Below are 18619 nucleotides of genomic sequence, written 5' to 3'. Positions count from 1 at the left end.
GCCAATAATGGCGAACATTTCAAGGCATGTGCGGATTTCATTCGTGCACAAGGACATTCCGTCTTCTGTCCGACCTTGAAGGGGAACCGGGAAGGCGATGACCCAGCCTCGACAACCCTTGACGATGCGATCTCGTCCCTCGTGACGTTTTTCGACGAGAACGAAATCGAGGATGCAATCCTCGTCGGACACAGTTGGGGCGGATTTCCCATCACTGGCGCAGCAGACCGGCTCGCCGCCGGACGCATCCGACGGCTTGTCTATTTTTCCGCCTTCGTCCCCAACGACGGGGAAAGCGCAATGGACCTCGTTCCCCCCGCCTACAAAGCCAGGTTCGAAGAGATGGCCGCGGAGTCAAAAGCGGGCACGTTTCCTTTCCCAGTCCTGCGGGAGGCCTTCGTGAATGACGGCACTTACAAGCAGGCACAGGACTTCGCAAGCACGCTCGTCCCTCAACCCTTCCGCACCTTCGCCGACCCGATCTCGCTATCACGCAATCCCGCGGCATTTGAAATCGGCAAATCCTATCTTCTCGCGCTCGAAGATACGGCAATGCCGCATTCAATGCCCTGGCATCCGCGTTTGTCGGAAAAACTCGGCCTGTATCGGCTCGTCACAATGCCGGGCAGCCACTGCGTGCACGTAACCGCGCCGGAACGGCTGGCGCAAAAGATCATGGAAGCAGCGCGCGACTAACGCGAACCGAACCGCAACAACGTCGACTCTATTCGAGACGCGTTCATGCACTCAATTCTACGGCAAAGAATGGTGGGCGGTGAGAGACTCGAACTCCCGACATCCTCGGTGTAAACGAGACGCTCTACCAACTGAGCTAACCGCCCGACGAGGCTTTTCGGCACCCAGAGGGGCCCGTGCCTGGCCGCCTGCCCGAGGGAGAGCCGACGGCGTGCGTTCGTTTAAGGGCAAAGACGACGAAATGCAAGGCGCCATCCATGCCATCCACACGGTGTGGGACGATGACGGACGATACGAAAAAAGCCTCGCAGGCGTTCCACGCCGCGAGGTTTTTTCCAAACGGTCGGACGCTTAGCTGTTGACCGCGTCCTTCAGGCCCTTGCCGGCCTTGAACTTCGGCGTCTTGGAAGCCGGGATCTGGATCGGGTCGCCGGTGCGCGGGTTCCGACCTTCGGTCGCTGCGCGCTCGGAAATCATAAAATTGCCGAAACCGATGATGCGAACTTCACCACCGCTCTTCAGCGTCTCGGTGATCGCGGCGAAAGCGGCGTCAACGGCTTCGCCGGCCTGTGCCCTGGACAGACCACTCTTCTCGGCAACAGCCGCCACGAGATCATTCTTGTTCATAGCAGTTCCTTTCATGCAAATGGCGGATCACCGTCGATTCGCGCTAGGACACTCCTGTGAAATGAGAGCCAGTGCAAGAGAAAATCGCAGAAATCCGCCAGTTTTGCGGGTTTTTCGATATGAATTTGGAGATATTTGCCAAGTTCGCGCTGAAAAGTGGCCGATTGCGGCAAAATTCAAGCGTTTCCGCGGCCGAATTCGCACAATCAGCGCCTTCCAAAAGGAGGCTCCGACTCACGTCATTTTTGACGGGATTTGCATGCCCCAAAGACAGTTCCGAGGGTTCTCAGGCCTCTCGCAACCCCCGTCATCACACCCCGCCGCAGGACAAAAAGCCCCCCGGCCATCTCCGACCGGGGACTTCATCATTTGCCTTCAAGCGGTGAGTGCGGATCAGTGAGCGGTCAGCGCGGAGCCGTCATCTTCTGCAACGACCGGGGCAGCGGCCTTGCGGTCCTGCTCCTCAGCGTCCCATTCGATTGGTTCCGGCATGCGAAGCAGTGCATGTTCGAGAATCTCGCTCACGTTCGAGACGGGGATGATTTCCATCCCGCTCTTCACGTTGTCCGGGATATCCGTCAGGTCCTGCGCATTCTCTTCGGGAATGAGCACCTTCTTGATACCGCCGCGCAGTGCCGCCAGCAGCTTTTCCTTCAGGCCGCCGATGGGCAGGACGCGACCGCGCAACGTGATCTCGCCCGTCATCGCGATGTCCTTGTAGACCTTGATGCCGGTCATGATCGACACAGCCGCCGTCGCCATCGCGATACCGGCGGACGGACCGTCCTTCGGCGTCGCACCCTCCGGCACGTGGACGTGGATGTCCCGCTTGTCGAAGAGCGGCGGCTCTATGCCGAAATCGACCGCCCGCGAGCGCACGTAGGACGCAGCCGCAGAAATCGATTCCTTCATCACGTCGCGCAGGTTGCCCGTCACCGTCATTTTGCCCTTGCCGGGCATCATGACGCCTTCGATGGTCAGCAACTCGCCGCCCACTTCCGTCCAGGCAAGGCCCGTAACGACGCCGACCTGATCCTCGCGCTCCGCCTCGCCGTGCCGGAAACGCGGTACGCCCAGGAAGTCCTCAAGGTTGTCGACGGTCACGCTGATCGAGGTCTTCTTGTCCATGATCAGGGATTTGACCGCCTTGCGCGAGACCGTGGAGAGCTCACGCTCCAGGTTACGAACGCCCGCTTCACGGGTGTAACGCTGGATGATCAGCCGCAGGGCGGCATCATCGATCTGGAACTCGCCCTTCTTCAGGCCGTGGTTCTTTTCCGTCTTCGGCAGCAGGTGACGGCGCGCGATCTCGACCTTCTCATCCTCGGTGTAACCGGCGATGCGAATGATCTCCATGCGGTCCATCAGTGGGCCCGGAATGTTCAACGTGTTGGCCGTGGTCACGAACATCACGTTGGACAGGTCGTACTCAACCTCCAGGTAGTGATCCATGAAGGTGGAGTTCTGCTCCGGATCCAGCACCTCAAGCAGGGCCGAGGAAGGATCGCCGCGGAAGTCCATACCCATCTTGTCGATCTCGTCGAGCAAGAAGAGTGGGTTGGATTTCTTGACCTTGCGCATCGACTGGATGACCTTGCCGGGCATCGAGCCGATATAGGTGCGCCGGTGACCGCGGATCTCGGCCTCGTCGCGCACGCCGCCGAGCGACACGCGGACGAACTCGCGGCCCGTCGCCTTGGCGATCGACTGGCCGAGCGAGGTCTTGCCGACGCCCGGAGGGCCGACCAGGCACAGGATCGGGCCTTTCAGCTTGTTGGCGCGCTGCTGAACGGCGAGATACTCGACGATCCGCTCCTTGACCTTCTCCAGACCGTAGTGCTCGGAATCGAGCAGCTTCTCGGCATAGGAGAGATCGTTCTTCACGCGGGACTTCTTGCCCCACGGGATCGACAGCATCCAGTCGAGATAGTTGCGCACGACGGCGGCTTCCGCCGACATCGGGCTCATCTGACGCAGCTTCTTCATCTCGGCCTGCGCCTTTTCACGGACCTCCTTGGAGAGCTTCGTCTTCTCGATCTTCTCTTCCAGCTCGGCCAGCTCGTCACGACCGTCTTCGCCGTCGCCCAGCTCCTTCTGGATCGCCTTCATCTGCTCGTTGAGGTAGTACTCGCGTTGGGTCTTCTCCATCTGGCGCTTGACGCGCGAGCGGATGCGCTTTTCCACCTGCAGAACGGAGATCTCGCTCTCCATCAGCGACAGCACGCGCTCCAACCGTTCCGACACAGAGGTGATAGCCAGGATCGCCTGCTTTTCCGGGATCTTGATCGCCAGATGAGAGGCGATCGTGTCCGCCAGCTTGGCGTAATCCTCGATCTGCGTGGCCGCACCGATGACGTCCGGCGAGACCTTTTTGTTCAGCTTTACGTAATTCTCGAATTCACTGACCACGGACCGGGCCAGCGCCTCCACCTCGACCGGCTCGCCCGCATACTCTGCAAGGGCGACGGCCTCCGCCTCGTAGAGGTCGGAGCGTTCGGTGAAGGAGGTGATCTCCGCACGTCCGCCGCCCTCTACCAGCACCTTCACGGTGCCGTCGGGCAGCTTGAGAAGCTGCAGCACGGTGGCGAGCGTTCCCGTCTCGTAGATCTGCGAGGGTTCGGGATCGTCGTCCGACGCGTTCTTCTGCGTGGCGAGCAGGATCTGCTTGTCGGCGCGCATGACTTCCTCAAGCGCGCGAATGGACTTCTCCCGCCCAACAAAGAGCGGCACGATCATGTGCGGAAAGACGACGATGTCACGAAGCGGCAGAACAGGATAGACGTTCGAGCCGGCCGCTCCCGCCCGCGTTTCGAGGTCGCTCATTTCTTGTCCTCTATATCAGTGTCCCGGCACAGGGAGGAATGCGGGGGACACATCTTGCGGCACCGCACCCGGCGAAACGATCCCACAGGCGCGGAACCGACAATCGGCCTTCAACACACGAGGTCGGAAAGCGCAGGAACGGTTTCATTCAAGCCGATCGCGGAGGCCCCTCTTTGAGGCGATGATTGCGATCTCTCGCCGCTGGTTCACTCATTAATCTCCGGATCGCGGTGGGAGTCAATCGGAGAGCGGGTGGTAACCCGGGAAACGATCAGGCTGAGGTGGCGGAGTTTTCCGCTCTATCTTCATAGATATAGAGCGGCTGCGCCTTGCCCTCGACGACCTCCTGGGAGATCACCACCTGTTTGACCTCCTTGAGGCCGGGCAGCTCGAACATGGTGTCGAGCAGGATCGCTTCGAGAATCGACCGCAGACCGCGGGCACCCGTCTTGCGCTCGATCGCACGGCGCGCGATGGCACGTAGCACGTCCTCGTGAAAGGTCAGTTCGACGTCTTCCATCTCGAACAGGCGCGCATACTGCTTCACCAGAGCGTTCTTGGGCTCGGTGAGAATTTGAATCAGGGCGTCCTCGTCGAGGTCCTCGAGCGTCGCGATGACCGGCAGACGGCCGACGAATTCGGGGATGAGACCGAATTTCAGCAGGTCTTCCGGCTCCAGAAGACGGAACAGCTCGCCCGCCTTCTCCTCGCCCGGCGCCTTCACCTTGGCCTTGAAGCCGATGGAGGTCTTGGTGCCGCGATCGGAGATGATCTTGTCGAGGCCCGCAAACGCGCCGCCGCAGACGAACAGGATGTTGGTCGTATCCACCTGCAGGAATTCCTGCTGGGGATGCTTGCGTCCGCCCTGGGGCGGAACGGCCGCGACCGTGCCTTCCATGATCTTCAGCAGCGCCTGCTGCACGCCTTCGCCGGAGACGTCGCGCGTGATCGATGGGTTATCGGACTTGCGCGAGATCTTGTCGACCTCATCGATGTAGACGATGCCGCGCTGGGCGCGCTCGACGTTGTAGTCGGCCGACTGCAGCAGCTTCAGGATGATGTTTTCCACATCCTCGCCGACATAACCGGCTTCGGTCAGTGTGGTCGCATCGGCCATCGTGAAGGGCACGTCGAGGATGCGGGCCAGCGTCTGGGCGAGCAGCGTCTTGCCGCAACCCGTGGGACCGACGAGCAGAATGTTCGATTTTGCGAGTTCCACGTCGTTGTTCTTCGCCGCATGGCTCAACCGCTTGTAGTGGTTGTGCACGGCGACGGAGAGCACCTTCTTGGCCTCGAACTGGCCGATGACATAATCGTCGAGAACCTGGCGGATTTCCTGCGGCGTCGGGATGCCTTCACGCGCCTTCACCAGCGAGGACTTGTTCTCCTCACGGATGATATCCATGCAAAGTTCAACGCACTCGTCGCAGATGAAGACCGTCGGGCCGGCGATTAGCTTGCGCACCTCATGCTGGCTCTTTCCACAGAAGGAGCAGTAGAGAGTGTTCTTGGTGTCGCTGCCGCTGGTCTTGCTCATTCGATCAACCCCGCATCCTTCGGAAGCCTTGTCGCCCCCGCTTGTATCAGCATGGCATTGCGGCGCCTTTGTGCCGCAAGCCCTAGGCCGATGGATTTACCTTCTGCAAACCCGCCGAGACAACGCAATTCTACGCAGCACTTCAACGAATCCGACCATGCTTCCACCCGAAAAATCAATATCCGCCTAAACCGGACGTGCAGCAGGGATATACCGCATCGTTTCCAGTCGTCCAGATCTTTCGGGTCCGGCGCGCTCCGTTACGAGCGCACCGACGAATTTCAGGCATCATCCCCATCGCTCAGCGACGTCCGGTCGACAATGACCTTGTCGATAATACCGAAATCCTTCGCCATATCGGCCGTCATGAAATTATCGCGCTCGAGCGCTTCTTCAATATCCGCAAGCTTGCGACCAGTGTGCTTGACATAAATGTCATTGAGCCGGCGCTTGATATTGATGATCTCCTGCGCGTGCAGAATGATGTCCGACGCCTGGCCTTTGAAGCCACCCGACGGCTGATGCACCATCACCCGCGCGTTCGGCAGCGCAAAGCGTGAACCCTCGGCGCCGGCGGCCAGAAGAAGCGAGCCCATGGACGCGGCCTGGCCGATGCACAGCGTGGAAATGTCCGGGCGCACGAACTGCATCGTGTCGTAGATCGCCAGCCCTGCGGTCACCAGGCCGCCAAGCGAATTGATGTACATGGCGATTTCCTTGGAGGGATTTTCGGCCTCCAGATACAGAAGCTGGGCACAGACCAGCGTCGCCATCTGGTCTTCCACACCGCCCGTGATGAAGATGATGCGCTCCTTCAGCAGGCGGGAGAAAATATCGTACGAGCGTTCGCCGCGATTGGTCTGTTCCACGACCATCGGAACCAACGTGCTCATGTAGAAATCGACAGGATCTTTCATGTGTGGTCCATCACTCGGCGCTTTGCGTGAGCGCTCGTAAATATCGTCGCCGCGCCACGCAGATAGGTTCAAGAGTCGCGGCGTTCAACTCAATACATAGGAGATGATCGCGCCCCCCGAAAGGAACGATCATGGAGACCGTCTCCTTCATCCCGCCGACCGTATCTTATCCTTAACAGAGCCGGCGGGCGGTTCAAGGCTCTCATCCGCGGCATCGCCGCCTTCCCGCGCCCCCGGCAGATCCGTTTAGCCGGATCGCATTTTTTTGAAGGGACTGGTGTGGAAGATGTCCGTGGAGGCAGCCTCCCCCGCATCCCTACCCTCCGACAGACGAACGCCCCGCTCGTCTGCGCAAGACGGGCGGGGCATGAACGTTTCAGCCGAACGCATCCACAGGGACGCGTTCGGAAAGGAGCCAAGAAGGATCAGGCCTTGGCGGCCTCGTCCTCTTCCTCATCGGCCTTCAGCAGGTCTTCCTTGGTGACGACCTTGTCGGTCACCTTGGCAAGCTCCAGCAGATAGTCGACGACCTTGTCCTCGTAGATCGGCGCGCGCAGACCGGTGAAGGCGGCAGGGTTCTTCTTGAAATATTCGAAGACTTCCTGCTCCTGGCCCGGGTACTGGCGAACCTGCTCGTACATGGCGCGATGCAGCTCGTCGTCGGTGACCTGGATCTCGTTCTTCTCGCCGATTTCGGAGAGAACCAGACCGAGACGCACGCGACGCTCAGCGATCTTGCGGTAGTCGGCCTTGGCGGCCTCCTCGTCGGTGTCCTCGTCCTCGAACGACTTGCCCGAGCGCTCCATGTCGCTCTGGACCTGACGCCAGATGTTGTCGAACTCGTTCTCAACGAGCTTTTCCGGCAGCGTGAAGTCGTAGCGCTCGTCCAGCTTGTCGAGAAGCTGGCGCTTGACCTTCTGACGGGTCGCCTGACCGAACTGGTTCTCTATCTGGCCGCGCACGATCTCTTTCAGCTTGTCGAGCGATTCAAGGCCGAGGCCCTTGGCGAACTCGTCGTCCACCTTCAGCTCGCCCGGAGCTTCGATCTCGTTGACGGTGACGTCGAAGGTCGCTTCCTTGCCGGCCAGATGGGCGGCGGGATAATCCTCGGGGAAGGAAACGGTGACGACCTTTTCCTCGCCCTTCTTCACGCCGACGAGCTGTTCCTCGAAGCCGGGAATGAAGCGGCCGGAGCCGAGCACGAGCTGACCGTTCGGATCGGCGCCGCCGTCAAACGGCTCGCCGTCAATCTTGCCGAGGTAGGACATCGTCACCCGGTCGCCGTTCTCCGCCTTCGGGGCCTTGCCCGACTTGGCTTCGAAGGGACGGTTGCTCTCGGCGATCTGTTCGACCTGCTCCATCACGCCTTCGTCGGAAATCTCGACGATCGGGCGCTCGATCTCGATGTCGTCGAACGTGCCGATCTCGATGTCCGACAGGATCTCGTAGCTCATCGAGTAGGTCAGATCGATCTCGCCGGCGAGCACCTTCTCCGCATCTTCATCGGACAGATCAACCTCGGGCTGCAACGCGGGGCGCTCGCTGCGCTCCTCCACCACCTTAGTCGTGGTCTCGTTGAGCATGTTGGAAATGATCTCGGCCATCGCCTGACGTCCGTAGAACCGCTTCAGGTGCGCGGTCGGGACCTTGCCGGGGCGGAAACCTTTGATGCGGACCTTGGACTTCAGGTCGTCGAGATAGGTGTCGAGCCGACCGGCAATCTCATCGGCCGGGATGACGACCTTGAGCTCCCGCTTCAGCCCGTCCGACAGGGTTTCGGTTACCTGCATGGTTTTGTTCTTCGTCCTCGATCTGGAACGCCGTCTCACCGACGTTCGAAGAGACGGCCGTTCAATAAACGGGCAAGGGACCTTCAACTGGATGCGATCCTTGCGCCGAAAGCTTCGACTCTCCGGCAGCACACGGTCCCATCGCTAGAATGGGGTTTCCCCGATCCCCCGACCAAACATCTGGCCGATCATCGGGTGCATGCCGGGCGATGCCCAGGCGTAAGTCGGATCGTCCGACACGGGACCATGGTGCGGCTGGAGGGACTCGAACCCCCACGTCAGGAACACTTGGACCTAAACCAAGCGCGTCTACCAATTCCGCCACAGCCGCATCGGCGGCGTCGTACTCCCATACAAGCGCGATGAAGTCAATTGTCCTCTAGCGCGCTGTCACAATCGGCTGCCAGCCGTTCGATCACGGGCTTGAGGCACGGCGCCAGATCTTCCGCAATCAGCCCCGCTCCGGCGACCTGTCCGACCTCCCCGTGGCACCACGCCCCCATCACCGCCGCATCGAAGCCGGAAAGCCCCTGCACCGCCAGCCCGGCGATGATTCCGGCCAGCACGTCGCCCGCCCCGGCCGTTGCCAGCCATGCGGGTGCATTGACATTGATCGCAGCCCGTCCGTCGGGCGCCGCGATCACGGTATCCGCGCCTTTCAACAGCACGGTCGCGCCGCTGCGCCGCGCCGCCGCCCTGGCCTGCTCCAGCCGCGAGGTACCCTTTGCCAGATCTGGGAAGAGCCTGGCGAACTCGCCGTCATGGGGCGTCAGTACCACATCGCGACAGCCAGATGCGGCGATCATCTCAAACAGGGTTTCAGGCCGATCGGCAAAGCTCGTCAGCGCATCGGCATCGAGGACCGCAACGCGCCCGGCCATCTCCGTATCGGTTTGTGGAGTATCGAGTACCGCGTGCACGAAGGCCTGAGCCTTTTCGCCGACGCCGAATCCCGGCCCCACGAGAACGGAGTTGAACCGCCGATCGGACAGCACCTCGGCGAAGTCCTTCGCCTCGTCCACCGGCCGGATCATGACGGCCGTCAGATGGGCCGCATTGACCGTGAGAGCGTCTTTCGGCGAGGCCACGGTGACGAGCCCGGCCCCCATGCGCAAGGCAGCGCCCGCCGCCATTCGCGAGGCGCCCGTCGCATGAACGGGGCCGCCGGCCACCAGCACATGTCCGCGCGCATATTTATGACCCTCGACGGAGGGCGCATGCCACGCCGCGCACCACAGCGCCGGTTCGTTGACATATGTCCTAGGCCCGATCTCACGCACGATGGAATCGGGGATGCCAATATCGACGACGTGGACGGGTCCGCACAGGCCGCGCCCTGGAAAGAGAAGGTGCCCTGGCTTGCGGCGGCAGAAGGTGATCGTGACGTCGGCCTCGATGGCGACGCCCATGACCGCGCCTGAGTCTCCCGACACTCCGCTCGGCAGATCGACGGCGGCGACAAAGAACCCGCACCTCCCCGTCACGCCGAGCAGGCCACTGCCCGGGATCTCCAGCCCTGCCCCAACTTTCGCGCGGCGGCGCTCCGCGACGCGAGAATTCACCGCCCGCACCAGCTCTGCCGCCTTGCCTTTAAGCGGCCGGTCGAGCCCCGCGCCGAAAAGCGCGTCGATGACCACGTCGGCGTTTTCCACCAGTTCGGGACGCACGACCTCGACCTCGCCGCCCATCTCCTCGAAGGCGAGCTTCGCATCGCCCTTCAGACGGTCCGGATCGCCCAGAAGCGCCACGGTGACCGGGTAGCCGCGCCGCCTCAGGATGCGGGCGGCGGCGAATCCGTCCCCGCCGTTATTGCCGGGCCCCGCCAGCACCAGCACCCGCTTGCCCAACGGCTGCCGCGCGGCGATCACGTCGGCCACACCGAGCCCCGCCGCTTCCATCAACTTCAGTCCGGAACATCCACCGGCAATCGTTCGCCGGTCGGCTTCCCCCATCTGCGCCACGCTCAACACATGCTGCATAAAGATTGACCCACCGTACTCATTCTTTGGTCTTCAGTTGTTTTTTCCATCTTATCGGGGGCTTGGAGTGAAAATCCACTGCCTCAGGCATAAGCCGTCACCTGCGTCGACTTGTCCGATCAAACCGAAATTTGAATATTTCTGCTGTTGCGGCATTGGGGTTTTCGCGAATTTAAGGCTGCTTTTTAGGCATACTGCCTATTATTTGGCCTACCACCCACACCTCGGGGTTGGCTTAATCTGCGCGCGCTGCTCGAAAATCAGGCGTATTCGCTCGCAATGCGTCATTCGGCAGCGAAAACGGATTATTGGCACGAACCCTGCTTTCACCCCGAGGCGAAGGGATGGGCCGGACTGACTTCGCGCCCGCTACCATGAACCCAGAGAACGCCCGCTACCATGAACCCAGAGAAAGGGAGGCGATGAAGAAGATCGAAGCGATCATCAAACCCTTCAAACTAGACGAAGTGAAGGAGGCATTGCAGGAGGTCGGTCTGCAGGGCATCACCGTCACCGAGGCCAAGGGCTTCGGCCGCCAGAAGGGCCATACGGAGCTCTACCGCGGGGCCGAATACGTGGTCGATTTCCTGCCGAAGGTTAAGGTCGAGATTGTGCTGACCGATGACCTTGTCGAGAAGGCCGTGGAGGCGATCCGTACCTCCGCTCAGACCGGCCGCATCGGCGACGGCAAGATTTTCGTTCTCAACATTGAAGATGCGGTTCGCATCCGTACCGGCGAGATAGGCGACTACGCGATTTGATCCCTTTACCGGGGAGATCTATCGGCTGGTCCCTTCTGGGCCGCAGTCCGCCATTCGAGAGTTTTCGATTCGCGTCCGCATCAAGCCGGTTAACAGGAAACGCCGACCGGACGGACGCCTCTTCACCACCAACGCTCAATCCTTTAAGAATTCCAGGAAGGTCAAATGAGCACTGCCAACGACGTCCTCAAGACAATCAAAGACAAGGACGTGAAGTTCCTTGACCTGCACTTTACCGATCCACGCGGCAAGATGCAGCACGTCACCATGGATTGCTCCCTCGTCGACGAGGACATGTTCGCCGAAGGCGTGATGTTCGACGGCTCCTCCATCGCCGGTTGGAAGGCGATCAACGAGTCCGACATGACGCTGATGCTCGATCCGGATTCGGCTCATATCGATCCGTTCTTCGCGCAGTCCACGATGGCGATCTTCTGCGACATCCTGGAGCCCTCCTCCGGCGAGGCCTACAACCGCGACCCGCGCATGACCGCGAAGAAGGCGGAAGCCTACGTGAAGTCGCTGGGCGTCGGCGACACCGTCTTCGTCGGCCCGGAAGCCGAGTTCTTCGTCTTTGACGACGTCCGCTTCTCCACCGAACCCTACGAGACCGGCTTCAAACTGGACTCCATGGAGCTGCCGACGAACCTCGGCGCCGAGTACGAAGCCGGCAACATGGGTCACCGTCCGCGCACCAAGGGCGGCTACTTCCCGGTTCCCCCGATCGACCAGGGCCAGGACTACCGTTCCGAGATGCTGACCGTGATGGCCGAGATGGGCATCGAGGTCGAGAAGCATCACCACGAGGTTGCTGCGGCTCAGCACGAACTCGGCATGAAGTTCGACACCCTGACCCGTCAGGCCGACAAGATGCAGATCTACAAGTACGCGGTGCACCAGGTTGCCGCGGCTTATGGCAAGACGGCCACGTTCATGCCGAAGCCGGTCTTCGGCGACAACGGCACGGGCATGCACGTCCACCAGTCGATCTGGAAGGACGGCGATCCGGTCTTCGCCGGCAACCTCTATGCCGACCTGTCCGAGACCTGCCTGTACTACATCGGCGGCATCCTGAAGCACGCCAAGGCCATCAACGCCTTCACCAACCCCTCGACCAACTCCTACAAGCGTCTGGTTCCGGGTTACGAAGCGCCAATCCTGCTGGCCTACTCCTCGCGCAACCGTTCGGCTTCCTGCCGTATCCCGATGGCCTCCTCTCCGAAGGCCAAGCGCGTCGAGGTCCGTTTCCCGGATCCCTCCGCCAATCCGTATCTGGGCTTCTCGGCCATACTGATGGCCGGCCTCGGCGGCATCAAGAACAAGCTCCATCCCGGCGACGCGATGGACAAAAACCTCTACGACCTGCCGGCCGAAGAACTGAAGGACATCCCGACGGTTTGCGGCTCGCTGCGTGAGGCTCTGGCATCGCTCGATGCCGACCGTGAGTTCCTGAAGGCCGGCGGCGTGTTCGACGACGATCAGATCAATGCCTACATCGAACTGAAGATGGAAGAGAACATGCGCTACGAGATGACCCCTCATCCGGTCGAGTTCGACCTGTACTACTCGGTCTGAGTCTCAAGCGATCAGACTTTCGCGATCATCGCGAGGGTTTCGAGGGGCGCCGGAAACGGCGCCCCTTTTTCGTATGCGGGCCCGCTGTGGCGCTTGTTCCGCAGTCTTTCCCACCCGGAAATATCGGCATCTGTCCGTTTAGAGAGCCACAGGCACCATTGTCATCCCCGCGCAGGCGGGGAACCAGCACCTCGAGACGGTGGCAATCAAATTCCATATTCAAAACCATGTGGTTACTGGATCCCGACCTGCGCGGGGATGATAGTCGGGGCAAACCGTGCGCCCTTCAGGCAGGTCTTTTGCGCGCTGCGAGCGCGATTGCCATGGTCCTTCCGCATACCGAACCGCCATGAAGAACCGAGGACGGCACTGACGCACCGACCGGCCCCTTACGCGCGACCAGCGCCATCGCAACCGCGCACAAAACACCCCGCGGCCGCCCTTTCCCCCGCATCATTCACAAGTCTCTGCCCCACCGTCATCCGACTGTCACCGGGCGGATGTGGCGGTTCTCTATCGTCGGACGACGGGTCATGACCGCCCGGCGAACCATGCATTCGATTCGGGAAATATTGACATGAAACTCTTCGTCACCGCGCTGCTCGCCGGCGCTTCGATAGCGTCTTCCTGTGCGACCGCGCAGGACGCTCTGCCGCAGGCCGACAGCCCGTGATTCAAGATCAGCCAGGACACGCTTGCCGCCAACCTCGCCAAGCAGCCCAACACCCACCGCGCCAAGAACATCATCCTGTTCACCGCGGATGGTCAGGGCGTCGGCACCAACTACGCCGTGCGCCTGTTCTCCGGTCAGCAGAAGGGCCTGCTGGGCTCCGAATACGTCCAGCCGCAGGAAACCTTCCCACATCTGGCGCTGGTGAAGACCTACACCACGAACGACCAGACTCCGGATTCGGCGCCCACCGCCGGCGCCATGAATTCCGGCGTGAAGCAGAAGAACGGCATGATCAACATCGACCCGTCGGCCGATCATGGCGACTGCGCCGGCGTCACCGGTCATGAGCTGACGACCTTTGCCGAGATCGTCTCGGGCGAAGGCAAGTCGATCGGCGTCATCTCCAACGCTCGCCTTACCCATGCGACCCCGGCCGCGGTCTACGCCAAGACGGCCAACCGCAACTGGGCAACTGGGAAGACAATTCCAAGCTGCTGGAGGGCTGCACGGCCCAGAAGGACATCGCCGCGCAGCTCTTTAACCAGATGAAGGCCGGCGTGATCGACATCGCGCTCGGCGGCAGCCGTTGCCACTTCATCCCCAAGGACATCAAGGATGACGAAGGCAAGTCCGGCAAGCGCACTGACGGACGCGACATCATCAAGGAGATCGAAGGTCTCGGCGGTCAGTACGCCTGGAACGAGGATACCTTCAAGGCGCTCGACCTCGACAGCGACAAGCCGGTCATCGGGCTGTTTGAGTCCTCGCACATGAAGTACGAGGCCGACCGCACCGGCGAACCTTCGCTGGCCGAGATGACCGCCGCCGCCATCAAGAAGCTGTCGAAGAACTCACCGATGACGCCGACACGCTGATCATCGTCACCACCGACCACGAACACGCCATCGCTTTCAACGGCTATTATGGCCTGTGTTACGACGTCGACGGCAAGGGCAAGAAGCATGCGGCCGAGCCGCTTCGCGGCGACGACGGCATCCCCTACACCGTCGTCGGCTACCTGAACGGCGTCGGCTCGGTGTTGAAGAAGCAGGACGATGGCACCTATTCCGGCGCGCGTCCGATGATCGACGAGGAAATCGTTCAGGACAAGGACTACGTCCAGCAGGCCCTGATCCCGCTCTCCTCCGAGACCCACTCGGGCGAAGACGTGGCGATCTACTCCAAGGGCCCGTGGTCCCACCTGTTCGATGGCACCGTGGAGCAGAACTACATCTTCCACGTGATGAACTACGCCGCCCATAACGGCGAATAAAAGATCACGGGTAATCACCCCAGATCAGACACCGGGAAGAGACATTGAGAGAAGAGCGCATCATTCGCGCCCTTCTCCTTGCCTCTCCCGTCATCCCCCGGCTTCGTCCGGGGGATCCAGCGCGCTCCGCACATGCCGCAACCCGATGGATTGCCCGGACAAAGCCGGGCAATGACGAACGAGAGATAGATTTCCACACGATCAGGACGCGAAAACCATGCACCGCCGCCGGTCCCTAGCGGCGGCCGCCGCCCCTCTACTCCTTGCCGCCCTTCCCTTGTGCCAGACCCACGCCTCCCGCGAGCCACTGCGCATCCGCGACTTCTACAACAAGGATCTGAGCTTCTCGCCCTATGCCCGCGAGCACGAGGGAACGGACATCCTCGTGCGCGGCTACATGGCGCCGCCGCTGAAGGCTCAGTCGAAATTCCTCGTCCTGACCTCGCGCCCCATGGCGGTCTGCCCGTTTTGCGAGAGCGAGGCCGACTGGCCGGACGACATCATCGTCATCTACACCGACGGGATCATCGACGTGGTGCCATTCAACGTGCCCATCGAGGTCGACGGCAAACTGGAACTCGGCACCTACACCGACACGCAAATCGGCTTCGTTTCCCGCGTGCGGGTCACCTCCGCTTCGTTCGAGAAGATGTAGCGCGATGATGATAACAGCGAGATGGGGTGCAGGAAAACGAGAACCGGTGGGACATGACCTCCCAAAGCCTGCCACCAGCAAAAGGCTGTCATCCGCGCGAAGGCGGGGATCCAGTATTCCAGAGACCTCTCGCTTTGGCGGAATTTCCGCATGCTTGCACAAAGGCCTGCGGCCGGTTCCCGGAGCACGATCCTGTGGGTACTGGATTCCCCGCCTTCGCGGGGATGACAGCCTTTGCTGGGCAAATAGCGTGCCCTCGATCTCACGGACGAACTTCCGCCGATTACCCGCCCGCACTGTCCAGTCACCGTATCCGCCCCCTCTCCCACGGGGAGAGGGCTGGGGTGAGGGGTGTCGGGTGCCCCGTATCCACGAGAGTTCGACCCCCCCTCACCCGGCGCATACGCGCCGACCTCTCCCCCATGGGAGAGGTGAAGTCAGCACTCTCATCCCATGGCAGAACTGACAGACGCTTCCGAACCAGATTCAACAACACGCTCTAAGCTCATGTTCGAAATTGAAAATCTCCCACTCAGTTATCGCGACGACGGCAACCGTCCGTTCACGGTGCTGGAACTGCCCGCACTCGATCTGGCAGCCGCGCATCTGGTCGTCGTGACCGGGCTGTCCGGGCCCGGTAAGTCGAGTTTGCTCTATGCGCTCTCCGGATTGCTGAGACCCACGGCCGGAACCGTGCGCCACGAGGTCCAGGATATCTACGCCCTGTCGGAAGCCCGACGCGACCGCTGGCAGCGCGAGACGACCGGCTTCATCTTTCAGGATTTCCATCTGATCCCGGAACTCTCGCCGCTCGCCAATGTGACGCTCGCCACCCATTTCGGCGGTACGGCCTCCCGGCGCACGCTTGTTGAGCGCGGACATGCGCTGCTCAACGCCTTGCACGTTCCCACAGATCGCCGTCACGCCTCGTTGCTGTCGCGCGGCGAGCAGCAGCGCACAGCCATCGCCCGCGCGCTCCTCTTCGATCCCCCCGCGGTTCTGGCGGATGAACCCACCGCCAGCTTCGATGCGGAGGCTTCCGCGCTGGTGTCGGACACGCTGAAACGCCTGTTACGCGACGAGGGACGGCTGGTTCTGGCCGTCAGTCACGACCCGATCCTGATCGAGCGCGCCGACCGCGTCCTTCATCTGGAGCGCGGCCACTTGAGCGAGATGTCCGGCGACACCCGACTTGCGGAGGCCTCGGCATGATGAACCCCTTCCCGCTAGTACTGGCCACGCTCCGCTGCAATCCGGTCACCACCCCCCACCTTCGTCGCGCTGATCGCTGTGGCGGTGGCGCTCGGCGTCGCCATCACCTCCCAGGAGTGCGCCCTGAAACGCGGCAGCACGCATGCGGCCGGCCGTTTCGACCTCGTTGTCGCCGCCCCCGGCAGCCAGACGGACGCCATGCTGAAGGCGGTTTTCCTGTGCATCGGTTCCATCGAACTGTTGAAGCCCGAAGTCGTCGCGCGCGCCTTTGCCGAGCCGCATGCGGAAATCGTCGCCCCGATTGCCTTCGGCGACAGCCATGACGGTGCCCCGGTCGTCGGCTCGGTGCCGGCTTTCGTCACCCATCTGTCGGGCGGAAAGCTCGCGGAAGGCCGCACCTCCGAAAAACACGCGGAAGCCGTCGTCGGCTATGCCTCGCCGTTGAAGATCGACGACACCTTCCACCCGACACACGGGCACGATCACACATTGGAGCTGGAGCACGAGCACGGGGTAGAGATCAAGGTCGTCGGGCGCATGAAGCCGACCGGCTCGCCCTGAGATACGGCGATCGCCGTGCCGGTGGAGCTGACCTGGGAGGTTCACAACCTGCCCAACGGCCACGGCAAGGGATCGGAACAGGTCGGCCCACCCTATGTTGCCGACCAGCTTCCCGGCGTGCCTGCGCTGGTGGTCAAGCCGGATTCGATTGCGGCCGCCTACGGCTTGCGCAATCTCTACCACTCCGAGGACAGCACAGCCTTCTTCCCGGCGGAGGTGCTGGTGGAGCTTTACGCGCTTCTTGGCGACATGCGCTCGCTGATGAACGTCATAGCGATTGCGACGCAAACGCTGGTGATCGTGGCCATTCTGGCGGGCGTGATGGTGCTGCTCCGGCTCTACCGGATGCAATTCTCCGTCCTGCGCGCCCTGGGGGCGCCGCGTTCTTTCATTTTCCTCACCATCTGGAGCTATGTCGCGCTGATCGTCGCCGTTGGCGCGCTTGTGAGGCTGGCGATCGGGATGGGGCTTGCGGGAGCGATCTCGGCCGCCTTCACCGCACAAACCGGCATCGCACTCGACGCCACGCTGGGGAGTTCCGAGCTTCTGCTGGTCGCGGCGATCATCGTCATCGGCATGGCCATCGCCACGGTTCCCGCCGCCCTTCTCTACCGCAAACCCGTGCTCGATACGCTACGCTGAGGAGCCCGGCACATCCTGGAATGCAATGTCATAGCCCCGTCATGGGCTTGCAGCACAGTCACCCTCGTTCCGATTCATTGCGGATCGTGATCATACCCGAATCACTCCATAGGCAACCTTCGGGTCGCCTCTTTTTTGGCCGGCCATCATCCGTACTTTTTTACCATATATAGTCACAAAGTGTCGCAGGGGAAACATCGCCACTTCCTGCATGATTGACAAGCCGCCTTATCAGTACCAAATCAGAGCCGCAGGCAGGGAGCGGGAGATCGGGAAATAATGACACTGCCGGCTAGTATAGATTGAAGACCTGAGCGCCGTTTAATCGGCGCATGGGTCTAGACACCCACACACCCACGAGAAATCTATAAATATTTTAGCAGTCAGATTTTTCTGCTGAGCGTTCTTGTGAATAATCGGGAGTGCTTTCACTGAGCGTTGCTAATACACGCGGGCAAGGCCCATAGGCTTCTTTGGCGGAAGGACCTCCCGGGACGCGCGCACGAAAGCGAAAGTCGGAACTGCATTACCTCTGCTGACCCGATGAGGATGTCCGTCGACGACAGCGCCCAGGAGCGATAAACGCCGGCGCATTATTCGAAAAGCACGGACACAGGGAAAAGACCCTGCGACCAAGCCGGTCGCAGAGTTTTCGCGTTTGAAGGGCGGTGGCTTTCAAGGGATGGGATGGGATGGGATGGAGCGGTGTGTGCCCGGGGACAGTGCCCAAGCACGATTGTCATCCCCGCACAGGCGGGGAACCAGTAACCACCGGATTTTCGAACGACTGGAAATGCCGGCCTCACGGGGTGCTGGATCCCCGCTTGCGCGGGGATGACAGTTCCGAGCAAAACATGCTCATGCAGGATCTGACTTCAAGAGGGACGAGAGCCCGTCA

Annotated in this window: 14 protein-coding genes, 2 tRNA genes and 1 pseudogene; 9 read left to right on the top strand and 8 right to left on the bottom strand. The window is 61.3% G+C overall.

Features of this window, described 5'->3' with window-relative positions; genetic code table 11:
* The first annotated feature begins 39 nt into the window (after window positions 1-39).
* Window positions 40-696: an alpha/beta hydrolase gene (locus tag QNJ43_RS17725; protein WP_300471911.1), complete on the top strand. Its 657-nt coding sequence runs from the start codon at window positions 40-42 to the stop codon at window positions 694-696.
* Window positions 697-766: 70 nt separating this feature from the next.
* Here the strand turns inward: QNJ43_RS17725 and QNJ43_RS17720 are convergent.
* The 8 genes from QNJ43_RS17720 to QNJ43_RS17685 all read right to left on the bottom strand — a co-directional run bounded on the left by QNJ43_RS17720 (window position 767) and on the right by QNJ43_RS17685 (window position 10369).
* Window positions 767-842 (bottom strand) — tRNA-Val (locus QNJ43_RS17720).
* A 205-nt stretch (window positions 843-1047) separates the two neighbouring features.
* A complete protein-coding gene (locus QNJ43_RS17715; protein ID WP_300471885.1) occupies window positions 1048-1323 on the bottom strand; it encodes an HU family DNA-binding protein in 276 nt (91 codons plus the stop codon).
* Between the two features lie 393 nt (window positions 1324-1716).
* A complete protein-coding gene (lon, locus tag QNJ43_RS17710) occupies window positions 1717-4146 on the bottom strand; it encodes an endopeptidase La (protein WP_300471884.1) in 2430 nt (809 codons plus the stop codon).
* A gap of 271 nt (window positions 4147-4417) precedes the next feature.
* Window positions 4418-5683, bottom strand: a complete 1266-nt coding sequence (gene clpX / locus QNJ43_RS17705) for an ATP-dependent Clp protease ATP-binding subunit ClpX (RefSeq protein WP_300471883.1) — start codon at window positions 5681-5683, stop codon at window positions 4418-4420.
* A gap of 281 nt (window positions 5684-5964) precedes the next feature.
* On the bottom strand, window positions 5965-6600 hold the full coding sequence (locus tag QNJ43_RS17700; protein WP_300471882.1) for an ATP-dependent Clp protease proteolytic subunit: 636 nt from the start codon (window positions 6598-6600) through the stop codon (window positions 5965-5967).
* A 425-nt stretch (window positions 6601-7025) separates the two neighbouring features.
* The gene (gene tig / locus QNJ43_RS17695; RefSeq protein WP_300471881.1) at window positions 7026-8390 is read right to left on the bottom strand and encodes a trigger factor; all 1365 of its coding nucleotides are present in this window, start codon (window positions 8388-8390) and stop codon (window positions 7026-7028) included.
* 247 nt (window positions 8391-8637) lie between these two features.
* Window positions 8638-8721 (bottom strand) — tRNA-Leu (locus tag QNJ43_RS17690).
* Window positions 8722-8758: 37 nt separating this feature from the next.
* Entirely contained in the window at window positions 8759-10369 is a 1611-nt protein-coding gene (locus QNJ43_RS17685; RefSeq protein ID WP_300471880.1) for an NAD(P)H-hydrate dehydratase, read from the bottom strand.
* 422 nt (window positions 10370-10791) lie between these two features.
* Between QNJ43_RS17685 and QNJ43_RS17680 the strand changes: the two genes are divergently transcribed.
* From QNJ43_RS17680 to QNJ43_RS17645, 8 genes and pseudogenes are all read left to right on the top strand, one after another.
* Window positions 10792-11130: a P-II family nitrogen regulator gene (locus tag QNJ43_RS17680; RefSeq protein ID WP_300471879.1), complete on the top strand. Its 339-nt coding sequence runs from the start codon at window positions 10792-10794 to the stop codon at window positions 11128-11130.
* A gap of 165 nt (window positions 11131-11295) precedes the next feature.
* The gene (gene glnA, locus QNJ43_RS17675; protein WP_300471878.1) at window positions 11296-12705 is read left to right on the top strand and encodes a type I glutamate--ammonia ligase; all 1410 of its coding nucleotides are present in this window, start codon (window positions 11296-11298) and stop codon (window positions 12703-12705) included.
* 790 nt (window positions 12706-13495) lie between these two features.
* Window positions 13496-13927, top strand: coding sequence for an alkaline phosphatase (locus QNJ43_RS17670; RefSeq protein WP_300471877.1), 432 nt, complete (start codon window positions 13496-13498; stop codon window positions 13925-13927).
* Window positions 13924-14651 (top strand): annotated as a pseudogene (locus QNJ43_RS17665) (alkaline phosphatase). The gene QNJ43_RS17670 and the pseudogene QNJ43_RS17665 overlap by 4 nt, the downstream one beginning before the upstream one ends.
* A 277-nt stretch (window positions 14652-14928) precedes the next feature.
* Window positions 14929-15306: a hypothetical protein gene (locus tag QNJ43_RS17660; RefSeq protein ID WP_300471876.1), complete on the top strand. Its 378-nt coding sequence runs from the start codon at window positions 14929-14931 to the stop codon at window positions 15304-15306.
* Between the two features lie 507 nt (window positions 15307-15813).
* Window positions 15814-16518: an ATP-binding cassette domain-containing protein gene (locus QNJ43_RS17655; protein ID WP_300471875.1), complete on the top strand. Its 705-nt coding sequence runs from the start codon at window positions 15814-15816 to the stop codon at window positions 16516-16518.
* Between the two features lie 78 nt (window positions 16519-16596).
* Window positions 16597-17079: a hypothetical protein gene (locus tag QNJ43_RS17650; RefSeq protein ID WP_300471874.1), complete on the top strand. Its 483-nt coding sequence runs from the start codon at window positions 16597-16599 to the stop codon at window positions 17077-17079.
* A 21-nt stretch (window positions 17080-17100) separates the two neighbouring features.
* A complete protein-coding gene (locus QNJ43_RS17645; RefSeq protein WP_300471873.1) occupies window positions 17101-17721 on the top strand; it encodes an FtsX-like permease family protein in 621 nt (206 codons plus the stop codon).
* Window positions 17722-18619: the final 898 nt, after the last annotated feature.

The organism is Breoghania sp. (genome assembly GCF_030066895.1).
Lineage (GTDB): Bacteria > Pseudomonadota > Alphaproteobacteria > Rhizobiales > Stappiaceae > Breoghania.
The sequence above is the reverse complement of the archived record's forward strand: the minus strand, read 5'-3'. Positions and strand labels throughout refer to the sequence as shown.